Source organism: Actinoplanes sp. NPDC048967 (assembly GCF_040649415.1).
GTDB lineage: Bacteria > Actinomycetota > Actinomycetes > Mycobacteriales > Micromonosporaceae > Actinoplanes.
In genome coordinates this window covers 228,407-244,728 of sequence record NZ_JBEZFL010000012.1, presented here as the reverse complement: position 1 = coordinate 244,728, position 16,322 = coordinate 228,407, and the positions used below count along the sequence as shown (strand labels likewise).

Below are 16,322 nucleotides of genomic sequence, written 5' to 3'. Positions count from 1 at the left end.
AGCCGAGAGTTCTCTGTGTCCTTCCTGGGCATTCCGGGCCGCCGCGACGCCGGGCTTCCGCTCGGCGCGACAACCGTGATAGACCCATGTCAATGCAGAATCTTTAACGGGATCGAAACAGGGAGGCCGTATGGCCACGTCGATGAGCCGTCGATCCGTCCTGGCCGCCGGGGCCGGCGCCGCCGTGGGGCTGGCCCTGCCGGGTGCGGCCGCGCGGGCCGGCGGCCACTCGGCCACCAGGGCGCGCTTCACCCTCAACGCCGAGACCTTGGACGGCGGCGAACAGGTCATCTCGCTCACCATCGCCACCGGCGGGCTCGGCCGCATCGACCCGGCCAGCCTGAGCACCGGCACCTTCACCGTGCACGCGAAGGCGACGAGCCCGATCCCGATCGCGCCGGGCGACCAGATCTTCAGCGAGTACGACCTGGACCGGGCGGTGACCGCCGTCCGGCTCGACCACCACGGCGACATCGTGCTCGACCTCGCGTACGCCGAGGGCCAGACCGGCGGGGGCACGCTGGGCTACATCGCGAGCCGGGGGCGCAACGTACGGCTCGACCTCGCATACACGATCACCCAGAACGCCCCCTTCACCGTACGGGGACACCGCCCGGTCACCATCACGGAGTTCGTCCAGGGCCGGCTGTCCAACCCCGAGGTGGACGCGTTCCGGTACGCGGTCTCGGCCTCGGGGATGAAGTACCGCCTGTTCCAGCCGTCCCGCCGCTTCGCCGGTCGGGGGCGGCGCCCGCTCGTCGTCTGGCTGCACGGCGGCGGTGAGGGAGCGTCGCTGCCGGACAACTACTACGACAACGAGACCACCCTGCGCGCCAACCGCGGTGCGCTGGGCTTCGCCACCCCGCAAGCCCAGCGGATCTTCGCCGGCGCCTACGTCGTGGCCCCGCAGAGCACCTCCTTCTGGCTCGAGGACGGCGACCGCTTCGCCCCCCGGATCCGCGAGATCGTCCGTGAGGTCGCGCGCCGGCACCCGGTCGACCGCGACCGGATCTACGTGGTCGGCGCCAGCAACGGCGGCTACATGAGCCTGAAGATGACCACGGTCTACCCGGACCTGTTCGCGGCGTCGGTGCCCATCTGCGGCGTCGTCGAGTCCCTGCAGCCCGGTGGCCCCACGATGATCACCGACGCCGAGCTGCGGGCGATCCGGACCCCGACCTGGCTGGTGGCCTCCCGTGACGACGACACCGTGCCGCCGGTGCCCAACACCGTCCACGCCCATGAGCTCATCGACGGCTCGCTGCTGTCGCTCTACGACAACGTCGTCTGGAACGGCCACCAGTTCCCCGGCCACTGGTCGTGGATCTATGTGGCCCGCAACGATCCACGCATCGACGGCACCCACATCTGGCAGTGGATGGCCCGGCAACGCAACTGAGCGGGCCTCACCGGTTCGTGACCGCGAGGTTGTCGAAGGCCGCCGCGGCGTTGTAGACGCGTACCCCGGAGGAGCCCGCTGTGTACGTACCGTCGGTGACCGTGATCCTGGGATTCGCCATGTCGTTCACGAACACCTTGAGCGACGGGCCCACCGCCTCGACCCGCAGGTGGTAGCGCGTGCCCACGGCGACCGGCAGAGCCGCCGCACCGAGCCGGGTCCAGTTGTTGTTCGCCTTGCCCAGCACGACCTGGCCCGCCGGGCTGATGCCCGCGTAGTAGCCGCGGTAGCTGTCCGTGCCGACGGCCGGGGAGGTGGCCCGGAAGACCAGGCCGGCGTCGCCCGCGCCGGAGGTGACCGTGACGTCGGCGTCGTAGACCGCGTTCGTGTGGTTGTCGGTCAGCAGTGCCTTGCCGCCGTACGAGTGCTGGGCCCGGTACTGCCCGCCGGTGGCCGTCCACGAGCCGCCGTAGGTCTTCCAGCCGATCGCGTTGTTGTCGTCGAAGTTGTCCTTGACGAGCATCTTCACCCGCTGGATGGTGCCGTCGGCGGCGAAGGTCATCCGATCGTAGGCCAGGTAGCGGGCGTTGCCGTCGGTCTCGCCCAGCGGCCGGCGGTGATAGAAGATGTACCAGGTGTCGGTGCCCGGGATGTTCACGACCGAGTTGTGGCCGGCCCCGCGGGCGACCGCGGCGTCCTGCGCCAGGATCTTGTCGAGGCGCTGGAACGGTCCGGTCGGTGAGTCCGCGATCGCGTACGCGACGGAGTAGTCCGGACCGGTCCAGCCGCCCTCGGACCACATCAGGTAGTACTTTCCGTTGCGCTTGAGCATCTGCGGGCCCTCGACGTAGCCCGCCGGCGTGATCTCCTTGAACACCGAACCGTCGGGGAACGTGCCCAGGCTGGTCATGTCGCTGTTCAGGCGGGCCACGTTGGCGTGTCCGTGGCCGCCGTAGTAGATGTACGCCTGCCCGTCGTCGTCGATGAACACGTCCTGGTCGATCGGCTGCGCGCCGTTGACGAAGCGGTCGACGAGTGGTCGGCCGATGGCGTCCACGTACGGTCCCTCGGGCCGGTCCGCGACGGCGACGCCGATGCCGCCGAGCTCGGTGTTGCTCTGGATGTCGTTGGCCGCGAAGTAGAGGTAGTACCGGCCGTTGCGCTGAACGGGGGCGGGGGCCCAGACCGCGTACTTCGCCCAGGAGACGTTCGCGGTGCTCAGCACGGTCGGGTGCTTGGTCCAGGTGACCAGGTCGGTGGAGGAGAAGGCGTCCAGATAGGTCTGTTCGGCGTAGGGCCGGGAGGAGGTGGGGAACACCCAGTACCGGTCGTTGTAGAGCGCGATGTCGGGGTCGGCGTAACGGCCGTCGACGAAGGGATTGCCGGCCTCCGCGGTCGTGTACGGGGGTGGCGCTGCTGCGACGGCCGGCGCCACCAGCAAAGCCACCAGCACTGCGGCGATCGAGTTCATGGTTACCCCCATCGATGATCCCCGATGAATGATAAGGATTGTTTACTTGTGTCGGGACGTGTCGTCAAGCGTTCTGCTCTGCGCACCGGATGGACGGAGGTCGCACGACCGGTCTAGGGTGCCGATCCGTGAAGGTCCTTTTCCTGCTCAACGACGGCTTCGGTATCGGTGGCACCATCACCACGACCTTCAACCTCGGCAGCGCCCTGGCCGAGCGGGGCCACCAGGTGGAAGTGCTCAGCACCGCCCGCCGGCGCGACGTGCCCCACATGCCGCTGCACCCGGCCGTCCGGCTGATGGCGCTCGTCGAGGCCAGGACCGATCACCCCGACTACCTCCGCGACGATCCGCTGCGGGGTCAGCCCGCGAGGTTCTACCCGAAGGCCGACTACCGGTCCGATGACTACGACCGGATGGTCGAGCAGCGGTACGCGCGCTACCTGGCCGCCAGCGACGCCGACGTGGTGATCGCCACCCGGCCCGGCCTGATCGCCTACGCCGGCCGGTTCGCCCCGGACCGGATGATCAAGATCGGCCAGGAGCACCTGACCCGGCTCCAGCAGCGCAGGGCCATGCGCGAGGAGCTGCCCCGCCACCTGCGCAAACTCGACGCCTTCGTGACGATCACCGCCCGCGACGCCGAGGACTACCGCGCCCACGTGCGGCTCACCGACACCGAGCTGACCTTCATCCCGAACAGCGTGCCGGCGCCGGTCGTGCCCCCGTCGCACGGCCGCGACAAGATCGTCGTGGCGGCCGGCCGGCTGGTCCAGGGCAAACGCTACGACCTGCTGATCCGGGCCTTCGCCGCGGTGACGGCCGAACGCCCGGACTGGCAGCTGCGCGTCTACGGCCAGGGCAAGCTCCGCACCGAGCTGCGGGCCCTGGTCGCCGAGCTCGGGCTGCACGACAACGTGCTGATGATGGGCCCGTACACGCCGATCGAGACGGAATGGGCCAAGGGCGCGATCGCCGCCGTGCCCTCCGACCAGGAGCCGTTCGGCATGACGCTGGTCGAGGCGATGCGGTGCGGGGTGCCGGTGGTCAGCACGGACGCGCCGTACGGTCCGGCCGAGATCCTCCAGGACGGGATGGACGGCCTGCTCACGCCGATCGGGGACGAGGCCGCCCTGGCGGCCGCGCTGCTGCGGGTGATCAACGACGACGGGCAGCGGGAGGCGATGGCCGCCGCCGCGCTGAAGAACGCGCAACGCTACGACCCGGCCCTGATCGCCGAGCAGTACGAGCAGCTGTTCGACCGGCTCGCGGCCCGCAAGGCCGGCCGCCGGCGCTGGTGGCCCCGCCGGGAGCGGCCGGCCCCGCCGCAGCCGGTGCTCGGGCCGGCCCCGACGTCCGCCGTCCCGACCGTCGACGCGCTGGTCACCGCGGACGGCGAGCTGATGCTGGCGGACAGCGCGGACCTGATCTGGTGGCGTGACGACGACAAGGTGCCGGCGGGCGGCGACCTGACTGAGGGAACCTGGCAGCTGCGCACCCCGGACGGCGCGGCGGTCCGGGCCGGCCGGCTGGACACCCGGGCCCTGATCCCCGGTACGGCGAAGCGGGTCCAGCTGCCCTATCGGCTCAGCGACGGCTGCCTCGGCCTGCGGGTCTGGGACCGGCCCGTGTACGCCGAGATCGCCCGGGTGCTGATCGACGCGGACGGCCTGCGGATCGAGGGCCGCCTGGTCGGCGCCGAGCCCGCCGAACCGGTGCTCGAGCTGCGGAGCACCGCGACCCGGGAGCTGCCGGGCGCGGTCACCGACGCGGGCTTCGCCGTACGGATCGACGCCCTGCCGGCGGGCACCTGGCAACTCTGGCTGCGCCACGCGCCGGGGGAGCCCGCGGTCCGGCTCGGCCGGTTCCTGGACGACGTGGCCCGTAAGGACATCGCGTACGTGTTCCCGCCGATCACCACCGGCGGCGTCACGATGCAGCCGCACTACGACGCGAACAACGAGTTCTCGATCCGCGTGACCCGCCGTTGATGAGTTTCTCCGCTCCCGGCCGTCATACCTGCGACGGGGCTGCCGAGACGGAAGGGTGACGTCATGGGTGTGGACGTGGTGGAGGAGCTGGGCGTGAACGGACTGGGGGAGATCAGCGAGCCGGCGTTCTCCGGGCTGGTCGAGCGGCACCGGCGGGAACTGCATGTGCACTGCTATCGGATGCTCGGGTCGTTCGAGGATGCCGAGGACGCCGTGCAGGACGCGTTCCTGCGGGCCTGGCGGCGCCGGGAGACGTTCGAGGGGCGGTCGACCTTCCGGGCCTGGCTGTACCGGATCGCCACCAACGCCTGCCTCGACCTGCTGGCCAAGCGGCGGCCGGAGCCGGCGACCGGTGGCGAGGTGCGGTGGCTGCAGCCGTACCCGGACCGGCTGCTCGACGAGCTGCCCGCGGGTGACGGGGACGGGCCGGAGGCCGTGGCGGTCGCGCGGGAGACGATCGAGCTGGCGTACGTGGTCGCGGTCCAGCACCTCGCACCGCGCCCGCGGGCCGCGCTGATCCTGCGCGACGTGCTCGGCTGGCCGGCCAAAGACGTCGCGGAGCTGCTCGGCGATTCGGTCAACTCCGTGAACAGCGCACTGCAGCGGGCCCGCGCCGGCATGCGGGAGCACCTGCCGGCCGAGCGGCAGGACTGGACCGGCGGCGAGGAGGACGCGCAGACCCGCGAGCTGGTACGCCGCTTCACCGACGCCAGCGTGGCCACCGACATCGACGAGCTCGCCGCCCTGCTGCGCGACGACGTCCGCTGCTCGATGCCACCCACCCCGGGCCTGTACGTGGGCCGCGACGCGGTCGTGCGCAACTGGGTCGCGGACGGCTTCGAGGGCATGACGGGCCTGCGTGCGGTCCGCACCGCGGTGAACCGGCAGCCCGCCTTCGCCTTCTACCACTGGCGGGAGCAGGAGGGCGCGTACCTGCCGCTGACACTCGACGTCCTGCGCGTCAGCGGCGGGACGATCACCGAGATCATCACGTTCCACGACGACCAGTTCCCGCGGCTCGGGCTGCCGGAGCGCCTGCCGGCGGAAACGGCATGACCGGCCGGGACGACCTCGCGGTCGGCGCCCGCCCGGCCTCGCCCGGCCGTGGCCACCGCATCCGCGGGCTCGTCGGCACCGGCCTGGTCGCCACGCTCGCGGCGACGGTGGTGACCACGCTCGCCGCCGCGCTCGCCCGGGCCGCCGGCGTCGACTTCGCGATCCCCGACGGTGGCGAGACGATCCCGTTGTCCGGCTTCGCCGTGGTGACCGGCTTCTTCTGCATCGTGGGCGTCGTGATCGCCGCCGCCCTGCTGCGCTGGAGCGCTCGACCCGCCGACCGGTTCCGGTGGACGGCAGGGTCGCTGACCGCGGTCTCGTTGATCCCGCCGCTCGTCTCCGGGGCGGACACCAACACGATCGCCGCTCTGCTCGGCCTGCACCTGGTCCCCGCGGCGGTGATGATCCCGACGCTGGCCCGGAGCCTGCGCAGCCGTACCGACTGAGGATCGGCAACGGGACGGCGCAGTACGATCCGGCCGTGGACATCGACGACGTCGTGGCAACAGCCGAGGAACTGGCCACCCGGCAGTTCCTCGGCGTGCCGGACGACTCCGGTCACTGGCTGGAGGGAGTGGCCCGGACCGGCACCCGGGCCGCCTTCGAGCCGATCGCGGTCTTCGCGAGCCTGCACGAGACGCCCGCGGACTACGACGGAACCGCCTGGCGGCTGTGGGAAGAGGCGTACCACCGCTTCGAGCAGCGTCGGCAGGACGCGGTCATCGCGCTGACGGCACGGTGGGGGCCTCCGCAGCCGTACGCGTTCCGGTCCGAGCACGAGCGGGTGCTGGCCGGCGACGAGAGCGTCTCCACGCTCGACTACAACCTCGCGATGTTCACCGGCGGCGAGCCTTTCCCGGCCTGGTCGCACGAAGGGCGGATCGTCGGGCTGCTGCTCGGCCAGATGGACAAGGAGTTCCCGATCGTGCTGACCCTCGCGGCTGTGGCGACAGCCGATCGGGGCGATCCGTGACCGCGGTCGAGCTGCGGCATCTGGTCACCATGGCCGCAATCGCCGATGAGGGCTCGTTCGGCCGGGCCGCCACCCGGCTCGGCTACACCCAGTCCACGATCAGCCAGCAGATCGCCGCGCTGGAGAAGGCCGTCGGTGGCCCGGTGTTCGACCGGCCCGGTGGCCCCCGGCCGGTGCGGATCACCCCGCTCGGCGCCGTGGTGCTCGAACACGGCCGCGACCTGCTGGCCCGGGCCGAGGCGTTGACCGACGCGGTCGACCGGTTCCGGGCCGGTGCGGGCCGGATCGACATCGGCATCTTCCAGAGCATGTCCAACGCCATGCTGCCGACCGTCGTGCGCCGGCTGCGCGACGAGCACCCCGACTGCGACATCCGGATGACCGAGGAGGTGCCGGGCCGGCCGCCCCGGATCGACGAGCTCGACCTGCTGTTCTACGACAGCCTGCTCGACGGCGACGTCGACCACGTCAAGCTGCTCGACGACCGGTACGTGCTGGTGGCCCGCCCCGGCGCGTTCCCGGACGGCCCGGTCCGGGTCGAACAGCTCGACGGTCAGCCCCTGGTCGCCTACCCGCCGGTCTGCGATCAGCCCCGGATGGAGCTGGCCCTCGCGCGGGCCGGCGCCCGCCCGCGGATCGTCTTCCGCAGCGCCGGCGACGACACGATCCTGTCGATGGTGCGGGCCGGGATGGGGTCGGCGGTGCTGCCCTGGCTGGCCGTGCACGGATCCGGCGTCGCGGCCGACGAGCGGCTCCGCGTGCACGAACTGCGGCCGGAACTCCCGCCCCGCGAGGTGTTCCTGCTCTGGCCGGCCGGCCGCAGCCACTCGCCACTCGCTGTGCGAACGATCGACATCGCGGTCGAGGCGGCCGCGGACCTGAGCAGGCGGATGTGAGATCGCTCAGAGCGATCAAATCCATCGGAAACAATCGCTTTTGTCGATGATGACCTCCCTCTAACGTCACCACCATGACGACGACGTCCGACCTGTTCGACTACGACGCCGAGCTGCATCGGCACAACGAGCACTTCCGCGCCGCGGCCCGCGTCGGCGCCCGCGACCGGGTGCTCGACATCGGCTGCGGCACCGGCCAGACCACCCGGGAGGCCGCCCGCGCCGCCGTCGACGGCAGCGCGACCGGCGTAGACCTCTCCGGGCCGATGCTCGCGCGGGCCCGCCGGCTCAGCCACGACGAGGGTCTGCGCAACGTCACCTACCAGCAGGCGGATGCCCAGGTCCACCGCTTCGCCCCGGCGACCTTCGACCTCTGCGTCAGCCGGTTCGGCACGATGTTCTTCGCCGACCCGGTTGCCGCGTTCACCAACATCGGGCAGGCCCTGCGCCCCGCGGCGCGGCTGGTGCTGCTGGTCTGGCAGGGCCGCGACCGCAATGAGTGGGCCACCGAGATCCCCTGGGCCCCCACCGCCGCGCCGGCGTTCTCCCTCGCCGATCCGAGCGTCACGGAAGGCGTCCTGACGGCGGCCGGCTTCACGGAGGTCAGCTTCACCGACGTGCACGAGCCGGTCTACTACGGCCCGGACAGCGCCGCCGCCTTCGACGCCGTGCGGCGCCTGTGGACGGCGGCGGCCGCCGAGTCGGCGATGACGCGGCTGCGCACCGTTCTCGACGCCCACCGCACGGACGACGGCGTGTACTTCGACTCGCGTGCCTGGATCGTCACGGCCCGGCGCGGTCGCTGAGGACAGCCGCCTCAGGAATCGGCGAGGACGACTTCCTGCGCCGGTTCCACGGCCGGCGGCGACGGGTCCACCGGGTCCGGCTCGTCCGGCGGGTCCGTCGGCTCGACCGGAGGCTGGGTGGTGGCCGGCGGGTCCGTCGGCTCCTCCGGCTCCGGCTCCGTCGTGGTCGGCGGCGGGTCGCTCGGCGGCGTCGGGTGGGGCTTGGTCGGGCGGGTCGTCGGCCTGGTGGTCGGGGCCTTGCTCGTCGGCTCGGGCTTCGGCTTCGCATACTGCGGCGGCGTGGTGGCCTCGCGGGTCCAGGTGTCGGTGACCCGGCGGACCGGACGATCACCGTCGTCCTCCGGGACGTCGGGCACCGGCCGGGTCGAGGTCGGGGTCGGGACCGGGGTGGTGATGGGCCGCGGAGCCGGGGGTACGGGCGCACCGTCGGCGGCGGCCTCCGCGGGCCGGCCGGCCGGGGTCGCGTAACCGTTGGCCACCTGGAGTCCGATGACGCTGGCGAGCGCGGCGGCCACCGCTATCGACGCCGTGATGGCCGCGCGGCTGCGGGAGCGACGCCGTACCGGTGGGATGGTGCGGGTGATCACGGCGGCCGGGCGTACCGTCGGGGTCTTGCCCGCGGCCCGCCGCAGCGTCTCCGCGACCTCGGCGGCCGACGGGCGCCGGGCCGGCTCGTCGGCGACGCAGGCCTCGTAGAGGCGGTTGATCTCGCGGGGCAGCCCGGCGATGGCCGGCAGCCGTGGCGTCCGCTGCTGGAAGCGGGCGGCCAGGATGTCGCTGACGGTGGTGCCCGGCCAGGCGCGGGTGCCGGTGAGGCATTCGAACAGCAGCAGGCCGAGCGCGTAGACGTCGGCCGCGGGGTAGGTCGGTTCGCCGCGCAGCTGCTCGGGCGCGAGGGTGGCCGGGGTGCCCCAGAGCTGCCCGTGCGCGTCGAAGCTGTTCTGCCCGGCGAGGGCGGCGATGCCGAAGTCGAGGACCTTCACGCCGCCCGGGGTCAGCATGACGTTGCGGGGCTTCACGTCGCGGTGCACCAGGTCACGCGCGTGCGCGGCGGCCAGGGCCGCGGCGACGTCCGCGCAGATCTCGGCGGCGCGCGGCCATTCGAACGCGCCGGTCGCGGCGAGCCGGTCGGCGACCGTGTCGCCCTCGAGGAATTCCATGATCAGGTACGGGATCCGCTGGTCCCCGTCGCTCGCCTCGCCGTAGTCGTACACGCGGGCGACGTTCGGGTGGCTCAGCGTCGCCGCCGCCCGGGCCTCGCGCAGCACGTCGAGGAACGGCTCACCGCTGTCCGGCCGGTACGCCGAGAACAGCTTGATCGCGACGCGACGTTTGAGCGTACGGTCGTAGCCGCTGTGCACGACGGCGCTGCCACCGTGACCGACCGGCTGCTCGACCCGGTAACGACCTGCCAGCGATCGCATGGTCATCCCTCCTGGCCGTCGCGCGAATCCGTCACCCACAGTGTGGATCTTTCTTGGCACCGATCCTGCTGCGAGTGTCGCATGTCATACCCAGCAGCGCACTGGTAGAAGCACGCCTGATTCGCCGACGGTGCTACGGCGTACCGGGTAGCCGGACGGTGACGCGGAGACCGCCGGTGGGGCCGGGCCCGAGGTCCAGCGAGCCGTCGTGGGCTCGGACGATGCTGTGCACGATGGCCAGTCCGAGGCCGGCGCCGGCGTGTTCGTCCGTGCGTACCCGTTCTGTCCCGCGCTGGAACGGCTCGGTCAGCGTCGGCAGCAGTTCGGGCGGGAGCCGGCGACCCGTGTTCTCGACCCGCAACACACTCGTGTCACCGTGCGACTCAGTACGCACAGTGACGGTGCCGTCGGTCGGAACGTTGTGGACAATGGCGTTCTGTACGAGGTTCGTCACCATCCGCAGCAGCAGCTGGGGCGAGCCGGTGGTCCGGGCCGCTCCGCCGGTGACCTCCAACTTGATCCGGCGCCGTTCGGCCAGCGGCAGCAGCGTCTCGGCGGTTTCCTCGGCGAGCAGGGACAGGTCGACGCCCTCCCGGGTGAAGTCCCCACGGTCGCCGCGGCTGAGCACCAGCAGGGCCTCGGTGAGGTCGATGGCCCGCTGGTTGACGGTGTGCAGCCGCTCGATGAGCTCACCCCGTACCCGGGTGGGGTCCTTGCGGGCGACGTCGAGCAGCGTCCGCGAGATCGCGAGCGGGGTGCGCAGCTCGTGCGAGGCGTTCGCGGCGAACCGCTGCTGCTCGGCGACGTGGGACTCGAGCTGGTCGAGCATCGAGTCGAACGCGTCGGAGAGCTCACGGAACTCGTCGCGGCGGCCCTGCATGCGGATCCGGTGCGCCAGCGACCCCTGGCCGGTGGTCCGGGCCGCGTCCGCGATCTGGGTGAGCGGCGCCAGGATCCGGCCGGCCAGCACCCACCCGCCGACCAGGCCGAACAGCAGCACGAAGCCCAGCACGGCGGCGGCCCGCGGCGCGAAGACGTGCAGCAGGTTGGACCGGACCGGGAAGACGCCCGTGCTGCCGGGGTCGGCGCCGATCAGCAGTGCCCGGTCGGGGACGTAGCGCAGCAGGAACACCCACACGGCGGCGAGCAGCAGGGCGCCGGCCAGCAGGAGGAAAGCGGCGTAGCTGACGGTGAGCTTGAGGCGGACGCTCATCCCGGGGGCTCTGCTCACGCTCACCCCTGATCGATGCGGTAGCCGACGCCGGGCACGGTGGCGATGATCCAGGGCTCGCCCAGCCGTTTGCGTAACGCGGACACGGTGATGCGCACGGCGTTGGTGAGCGGGTCGGCGTTTTCGTCCCAGGCCCGTTCCAGCAACTCCTCGGCGCTGACCACCCCGCCCTCGGCGGCGACCAGGACCTCCAGCACGGCGAACTGTTTGCGGGTGAGCGCGACGTAGCGCCCGTCGCGGAAGACCTCCCGGCGGAACGGGTCGAGCCGCAGCCCGGCGATCTCGCGGACCGGCGGCCGCGCGTGCCCGCGCCGGCGGTCGAGGGCCCGCAGCCGGAGCACCAGCTCCCGCAGCTCGAACGGTTTGGTGAGGTAGTCGTCGGCGCCGAGCGCGAAGCCGGAGGCCTTGTCGTCGATCCGGTCGGCCGCGGTGAGCATGAGGATCGGGATGCCGCTGCCCGAGGCGACGATGCGCCGGGCCACCTCGTCGCCGGAGGGGCCGGGGATGTCGCGGTCGAGGACCGCGAGGTCGTACGAGTTGACGCCGAGCAGCTCCAGGGCCGCGTCGCCGTCACCGGCGATGTCGGCGGCGATCGCTTCGAGCCGCAGCCCGTCACGGACGGCTTCGGCCAGGTAGGGCTCGTCCTCCACGATCAGTACGCGCATGCCGGCAGCCTAGGGTCAGCGCGGTCCGGAGGTGACCGCTGCCGGGGCGGGCCGGTGCTGGTCGGACGGCTCCGCCGCCGTGGTCCGCCACCAGCGGCGGGACGCCAGTGCGGCCAGCGCGGCGCCGGCCGCGTTGATCAGGACGTCATCGACCGACGACACCCGGTCCAGGCGGAAGACGAACTGCGCGGTCTCGATCAGGATCGAGCAGCCGGCCCCGAGGGCCAGGATCCGCGGTACGGAGGCCAGCACCGCGAACCGCATCGGGGCGAAGAAGCCCAGCGCGGCCAGGATCAGCAGGTTGCCGCCGATCCCGAGCGGTCCCATCGTCACGAGGTCCCGCAGCGGCACCAGGCTGACCCGGCCGGGCACGACACCCGCGCCCGGACCCGGCATCAGCGTCATCCAGATGAACGGCACCGTCCCGTGGACCAGGCCCACGTCGGCCACCGAGATCCGCCAGGCCGGGGAAACGCCGATGGCCCGCCGCCGATGGGCCAGGGCCCATACCAGCAGAGCGGCCGGCGCCAGCCCGACCAGCATCATCAGGATCAGGCCGTTCTCGGTGTCGTAGCAGCCGTGCCACCGCCCGGCCAGACACGCCGGGGCAGCCATCACGAGCGGCCGCCGCACGACGAACACCGCGCCCGCGAGGCCGACAACGGCCAGGCCGACGGACAGGCTTCTGCTGGGGCTCATGGCCTCATTGAAGAGGGTCCGCCGTTGCGGGGGCGTATGCGATTTTCCATACGCCGCCGATACCCGCGGTGCCCCTCGACGGGAACGCGAACGGCGGCCCGACTGAAACAGTCGGACCGCCGTCGGAAGAGCGAAGGTCAGAGCGGGCGGATGTTCTCCGCCTGCAGGCCCTTCTGGCCCTGGGTGATGTCGAACTCCACCTTCTGGTTCTCGTCGAGGCTGCGGTAGCCGCTCGTCGCGATGGCGGAGAAGTGGGCGAAGACGTCAGCGCCGCCGTCGTCCGGGGTGATGAAGCCGAAGCCCTTGTCGGCGTTGAACCACTTCACGGTGCCTGTAGTCATGTCTGCTCCTTCGCAGGCTGTAGAGACCGCACTGCGCGGACTCTGACGCCGCCGCGTTGATTACCTGCGTCGAAACCGACACCCAAAACGAAAAGCGCCCGAAAGGTTTTGGATAACCCATCAGGCGCCGGAAAACGTCTACGGAAATCAAAACTGCAACGGGACCACTGTAGCGCATCATCTACGTCGGGTGCAGCAGGGTGCCCGGCCCGCCTTCAGAAGCCCACGTCCGCCAGGCCCTCGCGGTCTCCGGTGGGCTGGTCGGCGGCCTCGGCCCGGGCCTCCGCTCGCCGCCGGGCGCCGAACCGCAGAAGCACGACCAGCCCGGCCAGCGCCACGACGACCGCTCCGGTGAGCCAGGGGGCGGCCGCTCCGAGGAACGTCACGAGCCGCCCGACCTGGAGCAGGGCGGACCAGAGCCACCAACCACTGAGGTCGTCGGGCTCGAGGGTGGTCAGAGGATGCACGGCCCGGACCGTATCCGTCGGCCGCAACCACGTCCTGCGCAGCGGCCGGCGGGTCACCGCGACCTGGCGGTGCCGGGTCTCGGATCACGCCGAATCGCGCACGACCAGTCTGGTCGGCAGGATGAGGGAGGTGCGTTCGCGGCCGGCGATCAGGTCGATCAGCATCCTGGTCATCTCCTTGCCCAGGGCCTGGATCGACTGGTGGACCGTGGTCAACGGCGGCTGGGTCCGCTCGGCGACGTCCAGATCGTCGAAGCCCACCACCGCCACGTCGGCCGGTACGGATCGGCCGGACTCGGCCAGCACGCGCAGCGCACCGGCCGCCATGTTGTCGTTGGCGGCGACCACCGCGTCCAGATCCGGGTGGCTGTCGAGCAGTGTCTTCATCGCCGCGGCCCCGCCGGCCTCGGTGAAGTCGCCTTCCGCCATGCCGTACGGGATCAGACCGGCCATGATCATCGCTTCGCGGTAGCCGCGGTAGCGGGCCTCGCCGACCTCCGTGCCGGTCTGGCCGGAGATGGTGACGATGCGGGTCCGGCCCAGGCCGATGAGGTGCTCGGTGGCCAGGCGGGCCCCGCCGACGTTGTCGGAGTCGACGTACCACTGCGGCTCGAAGTTCAACGGCCGCCCGCCGTAGACGGCCGGCAGGCCGGCCTGACGCACGATGCGGGTCAGTGGATCGTCCCCGCGCAGGGCCATCAGCATGATGCCGTCGACGCCCCGGGTACGCAGGAGGTTGGTGAGCCGGGTCTGGCCGCGGCCGGAGCTGGCCAGGCACAGCACCAGGTGCAGCTCGGTGTCCTCGAGCGCCGCGGAGACGCCGACGATGACCTGGGCGAAGAACGGGTCGGCGAACAGCTCGGGGGCGTCATGGGAGACCGCCAGGGCGACGATGCCCGTCTGCTGCGTGGCCAGGGCGCGTGCCGTCCGATTGGGCTGGTAGCCGAGCTCCTTGACGGCTCGTTCGACGGCGGCGCGGGTGGCCCGGCTGACGTGCGGCGCCTGGTTGATGGCCCGGGACGCGGCCGAGCGGGACACGCCGGCGCGCTCGGCCACCTCGTCGAGAGTGGGCTGGCGCCGAGGTGGGTCTGCTGCCATCGCGTTGCCGGGTCCTTCCTGCCGGTGGCGCCTGCGCGCTCCGTCCGCCGCTCGCGGTACCCATGCCGGACAGCTCCGTCGTTGGTCGACCCGGCCCGCGGCAACCCGTCGCCTGGTGGTGCGGATTCGCCGCTCGATGATATCGGCCGCGTCAGCCCGGCGTGATCCCTGGCGAGGCGGCTGGAAGCGGTCCCAGGAAAGTTACCCCACGCTCTCGGAGCGGTCCACCAAGACGATGCTCGATGTCTTGACATTACGGGGGTGTTGCCAGACATTTACATCGACCAACATGTCTGGAAGCGCTTCCAGTTTTCCGTACCGAGACTGAGGAGATCCGCCGATGAAACGACCGACCCGTCCCCGGGTGTTCGCCGCCGCGCTGGCGTTGGCGATCCCCGCGGTCCTGCTCGTGGCGCCCGCCGCTCACGCCGATCCGGTCAGCCAGACCAGCGGCTTCTACGTGAACCCCAGCTCCAGCCCCGCGTCGTGGGTCGCGGCCAACCCCAACGACGGTCGCGCCGCCGCGATCCGGTCCCAGATCGCGCAGCGGCCGATGGCCAGCTGGTTCGGCAACTGGAGCGGAGACATCGCGGGCACGGTGAGCAGGTACGTCGGCGCCGCCGATGCCGTGGACAAGCTCCCCCTGCTGGTGGCCTACAACATCCCCGGCCGGGACGCCTGCGGCGGCCACTCGGGAGGCGGCGCCGGCAGCGTCGGCGCGTACGACGCCTGGATCTCCTCCTTCGCTTCGGCGATCGGCAACCGGCCCGCCGTGGTGGTCCTCGAGCCGGACTCGCTGGGCGACTTCAGCTGCATGAGCCAGGCCCAGATCAACGACCGCGTCGGCATGCTCTCGCGCGCCGCCAACCAGTTCCGCTCCAAGGCGCCCAACACCTGGGCCTACCTCGACGCCGGCAACCCGGGATGGATCGACGCCCAGACGATGGCGCAGCGACTCAACATGGCCGGCGTGGCCAACGCCCACGGTTTCGCGCTGAACGTGTCGAACTACTTCACCACCGGCGACAACACCAACTACGGCAACCGGGTCGCGTCCGCGCTGCGGTCCTACGGGTACAGCAAGCCCTTCGTGATCGACACCAGCCGCAACGGCAACGGCGGCAACGGTCAGTGGTGCAACCCGGGGGGTCGCAGGATCGGCACCCCGACCCAGATGGGCGGCGGGGCGGAGATGCTGCTCTGGCTGAAGACGCCGGGGGAGTCCGACGGCAACTGCGGGGTGGGGGGCGGGTCCTCCGCCGGGCAGTTCCTGCCTGAGGTGGCCTACAAGATGATCTACGGGTACTGACGCAGCATCGTGAGTCGGCGGTCCCGGTCCGCACGCAGGGCCGGGGCCGCCGTTCCGGTTGTCGGGCTCAGGTGCCCGTGTTCTGGCTCAGGTGTCCTTGCGCCGGCTCGGTTGTCCTGGAAGAGGCTCAGGTGAGCTTGATTAGGCTCAGGTGAGCTTGATCAGGCTGAGGTGTTAGTCGCCCCGGCAGTCACCGTTGCCCCACCTGGAATCCGCCGGAGCATGAGCTCATCGGCGCACAGGTCGCCCTGGCGGAGCCACCTGGACCACCCGGACCACCCGGGCCGCCTCGGCCCACCCGGCCGCCTCGGCCCACCCGGCCGCCTCGGCCCACCCGGGCCGCCTCGGCCCACCCGGGCCGCCTCGGCCCACCCGGGCCGCCTCGGCCCACCCGGGCCGCCTCGGCCCACCCGGGCCGCGCCGGCCCACCCGGGCCGCCCCCGACCATCCGGGCCACCCGGACCATCGGACCACCCGGGCCATCCACCATCCGGGCCAC

At 71.7% G+C, this 16,322-nt stretch carries 16 protein-coding genes; 8 read left to right on the top strand and 8 right to left on the bottom strand.

Translation table 11 applies throughout. The annotated features are described in order from the left end of the window. The first annotated feature begins 142 nt into the window (after positions 1-142). The gene (locus AB0C12_RS39155) at positions 143-1,399 is read left to right on the top strand and encodes a PHB depolymerase family esterase (protein WP_360555713.1); all 1,257 of its coding nucleotides are present in this window, start codon (positions 143-145) and stop codon (positions 1,397-1,399) included. Between the two features lie 7 nt (positions 1,400-1,406). Here the strand turns inward: AB0C12_RS39155 and AB0C12_RS39150 are convergent, their stop codons facing one another. Next, a complete protein-coding gene (locus AB0C12_RS39150; protein WP_360555712.1) occupies positions 1,407-2,870 on the bottom strand; it encodes a family 43 glycosylhydrolase in 1,464 nt (487 codons plus the stop codon). Positions 2,871-2,998: 128 nt separating this feature from the next. On the opposite strand from AB0C12_RS39150, the gene AB0C12_RS39145 reads away from it, so the two are divergent. The 6 genes from AB0C12_RS39145 (at position 2,999) to AB0C12_RS39120 (ending at position 8,589) form a co-directional block, all read left to right on the top strand. Beyond that, complete coding sequence (locus AB0C12_RS39145) at positions 2,999-4,858, top strand: glycosyltransferase (RefSeq protein ID WP_360555710.1); 1,860 nt, start codon at positions 2,999-3,001, stop codon at positions 4,856-4,858. A gap of 63 nt (positions 4,859-4,921) precedes the next feature. Then, on the top strand, positions 4,922-5,914 hold the full coding sequence (locus tag AB0C12_RS39140) for an RNA polymerase subunit sigma-70 (RefSeq protein WP_360555709.1): 993 nt from the start codon (positions 4,922-4,924) through the stop codon (positions 5,912-5,914). Further along, positions 5,911-6,360: a DUF6069 family protein gene (locus tag AB0C12_RS39135; RefSeq protein WP_360555707.1), complete on the top strand. Its 450-nt coding sequence runs from the start codon at positions 5,911-5,913 to the stop codon at positions 6,358-6,360. Before AB0C12_RS39140 ends, AB0C12_RS39135 begins: the two co-directional genes overlap by 4 nt. A 35-nt stretch (positions 6,361-6,395) precedes the next feature. Next, entirely contained in the window at positions 6,396-6,887 is a 492-nt protein-coding gene (locus AB0C12_RS39130) for a hypothetical protein (RefSeq protein ID WP_360555705.1), read from the top strand. Beyond that, positions 6,884-7,783 carry a LysR family transcriptional regulator gene (locus tag AB0C12_RS39125; RefSeq protein ID WP_360555703.1) on the top strand — a complete coding sequence of 300 codons (900 nt, stop codon included), beginning with the start codon at positions 6,884-6,886 and terminating at the stop codon, positions 7,781-7,783. Before AB0C12_RS39130 ends, AB0C12_RS39125 begins: the two co-directional genes overlap by 4 nt. A gap of 74 nt (positions 7,784-7,857) precedes the next feature. Next, entirely contained in the window at positions 7,858-8,589 is a 732-nt protein-coding gene (locus AB0C12_RS39120; RefSeq protein WP_360555702.1) for a methyltransferase domain-containing protein, read from the top strand. A gap of 11 nt (positions 8,590-8,600) precedes the next feature. Here AB0C12_RS39120 and AB0C12_RS39115 read toward each other — a convergent pair whose 3' ends face one another. From AB0C12_RS39115 to AB0C12_RS39085, 7 genes are all read right to left on the bottom strand, one after another. After that, a complete protein-coding gene (locus AB0C12_RS39115; protein WP_360555700.1) occupies positions 8,601-10,013 on the bottom strand; it encodes a serine/threonine-protein kinase in 1,413 nt (470 codons plus the stop codon). Between the two features lie 133 nt (positions 10,014-10,146). Continuing rightward, positions 10,147-11,244, bottom strand: a complete 1,098-nt coding sequence (locus AB0C12_RS39110) for a HAMP domain-containing sensor histidine kinase (RefSeq protein ID WP_360555698.1) — start codon at positions 11,242-11,244, stop codon at positions 10,147-10,149. 2 nt (positions 11,245-11,246) lie between these two features. Further along, on the bottom strand, positions 11,247-11,909 hold the full coding sequence (locus AB0C12_RS39105) for a response regulator transcription factor (protein ID WP_360555696.1): 663 nt from the start codon (positions 11,907-11,909) through the stop codon (positions 11,247-11,249). Positions 11,910-11,924: 15 nt separating this feature from the next. Further along, positions 11,925-12,608, bottom strand: a complete 684-nt coding sequence (locus AB0C12_RS39100) for a VanZ family protein (RefSeq protein WP_360555694.1) — start codon at positions 12,606-12,608, stop codon at positions 11,925-11,927. Between the two features lie 137 nt (positions 12,609-12,745). Next, entirely contained in the window at positions 12,746-12,949 is a 204-nt protein-coding gene (locus AB0C12_RS39095; RefSeq protein WP_023361248.1) for a cold-shock protein, read from the bottom strand. 215 nt (positions 12,950-13,164) lie between these two features. Next, positions 13,165-13,416, bottom strand: coding sequence for a hypothetical protein (locus tag AB0C12_RS39090; RefSeq protein WP_360555692.1), 252 nt, complete (start codon positions 13,414-13,416; stop codon positions 13,165-13,167). A gap of 84 nt (positions 13,417-13,500) precedes the next feature. Further along, a complete protein-coding gene (locus tag AB0C12_RS39085; protein ID WP_360555690.1) occupies positions 13,501-14,514 on the bottom strand; it encodes a LacI family DNA-binding transcriptional regulator in 1,014 nt (337 codons plus the stop codon). A gap of 340 nt (positions 14,515-14,854) precedes the next feature. Between AB0C12_RS39085 and AB0C12_RS39080 the strand changes: the two genes are divergently transcribed. Then, positions 14,855-15,823: a glycoside hydrolase family 6 protein gene (locus AB0C12_RS39080; RefSeq protein ID WP_360555688.1), complete on the top strand. Its 969-nt coding sequence runs from the start codon at positions 14,855-14,857 to the stop codon at positions 15,821-15,823. Positions 15,824-16,322 lie beyond the last annotated feature (499 nt).

What these genes read in the sequence shown, in the direction of transcription:
- AB0C12_RS39105 (WP_360555696.1), bottom strand. Translation starts at nt 11,909, where the DNA reads ATGCGCGTACTGATCGTGGAGGACGAGCCCTACCTGGCCGAAGCCGTC.
- AB0C12_RS39150 (WP_360555712.1), bottom strand. Translation starts at nt 2,870, where the DNA reads ATGAACTCGATCGCCGCAGTGCTGGTGGCTTTGCTGGTGGCGCCGGCC.
- AB0C12_RS39115 (WP_360555700.1), bottom strand. Translation starts at nt 10,013, where the DNA reads ATGCGATCGCTGGCAGGTCGTTACCGGGTCGAGCAGCCGGTCGGTCAC.
- AB0C12_RS39135 (WP_360555707.1), top strand. Translation starts at nt 5,911, where the DNA reads ATGACCGGCCGGGACGACCTCGCGGTCGGCGCCCGCCCGGCCTCGCCC.
- AB0C12_RS39140 (WP_360555709.1), top strand. Translation starts at nt 4,922, where the DNA reads ATGGGTGTGGACGTGGTGGAGGAGCTGGGCGTGAACGGACTGGGGGAG.
- AB0C12_RS39085 (WP_360555690.1), bottom strand. Translation starts at nt 14,514, where the DNA reads ATGGCAGCAGACCCACCTCGGCGCCAGCCCACTCTCGACGAGGTGGCC.
- AB0C12_RS39155 (WP_360555713.1), top strand. Translation starts at nt 143, where the DNA reads ATGAGCCGTCGATCCGTCCTGGCCGCCGGGGCCGGCGCCGCCGTGGGG.
- AB0C12_RS39080 (WP_360555688.1), top strand. Translation starts at nt 14,855, where the DNA reads ATGAAACGACCGACCCGTCCCCGGGTGTTCGCCGCCGCGCTGGCGTTG.
- AB0C12_RS39095 (WP_023361248.1), bottom strand. Translation starts at nt 12,949, where the DNA reads ATGACTACAGGCACCGTGAAGTGGTTCAACGCCGACAAGGGCTTCGGC.
- AB0C12_RS39120 (WP_360555702.1), top strand. Translation starts at nt 7,858, where the DNA reads ATGACGACGACGTCCGACCTGTTCGACTACGACGCCGAGCTGCATCGG.
- AB0C12_RS39100 (WP_360555694.1), bottom strand. Translation starts at nt 12,608, where the DNA reads ATGAGCCCCAGCAGAAGCCTGTCCGTCGGCCTGGCCGTTGTCGGCCTC.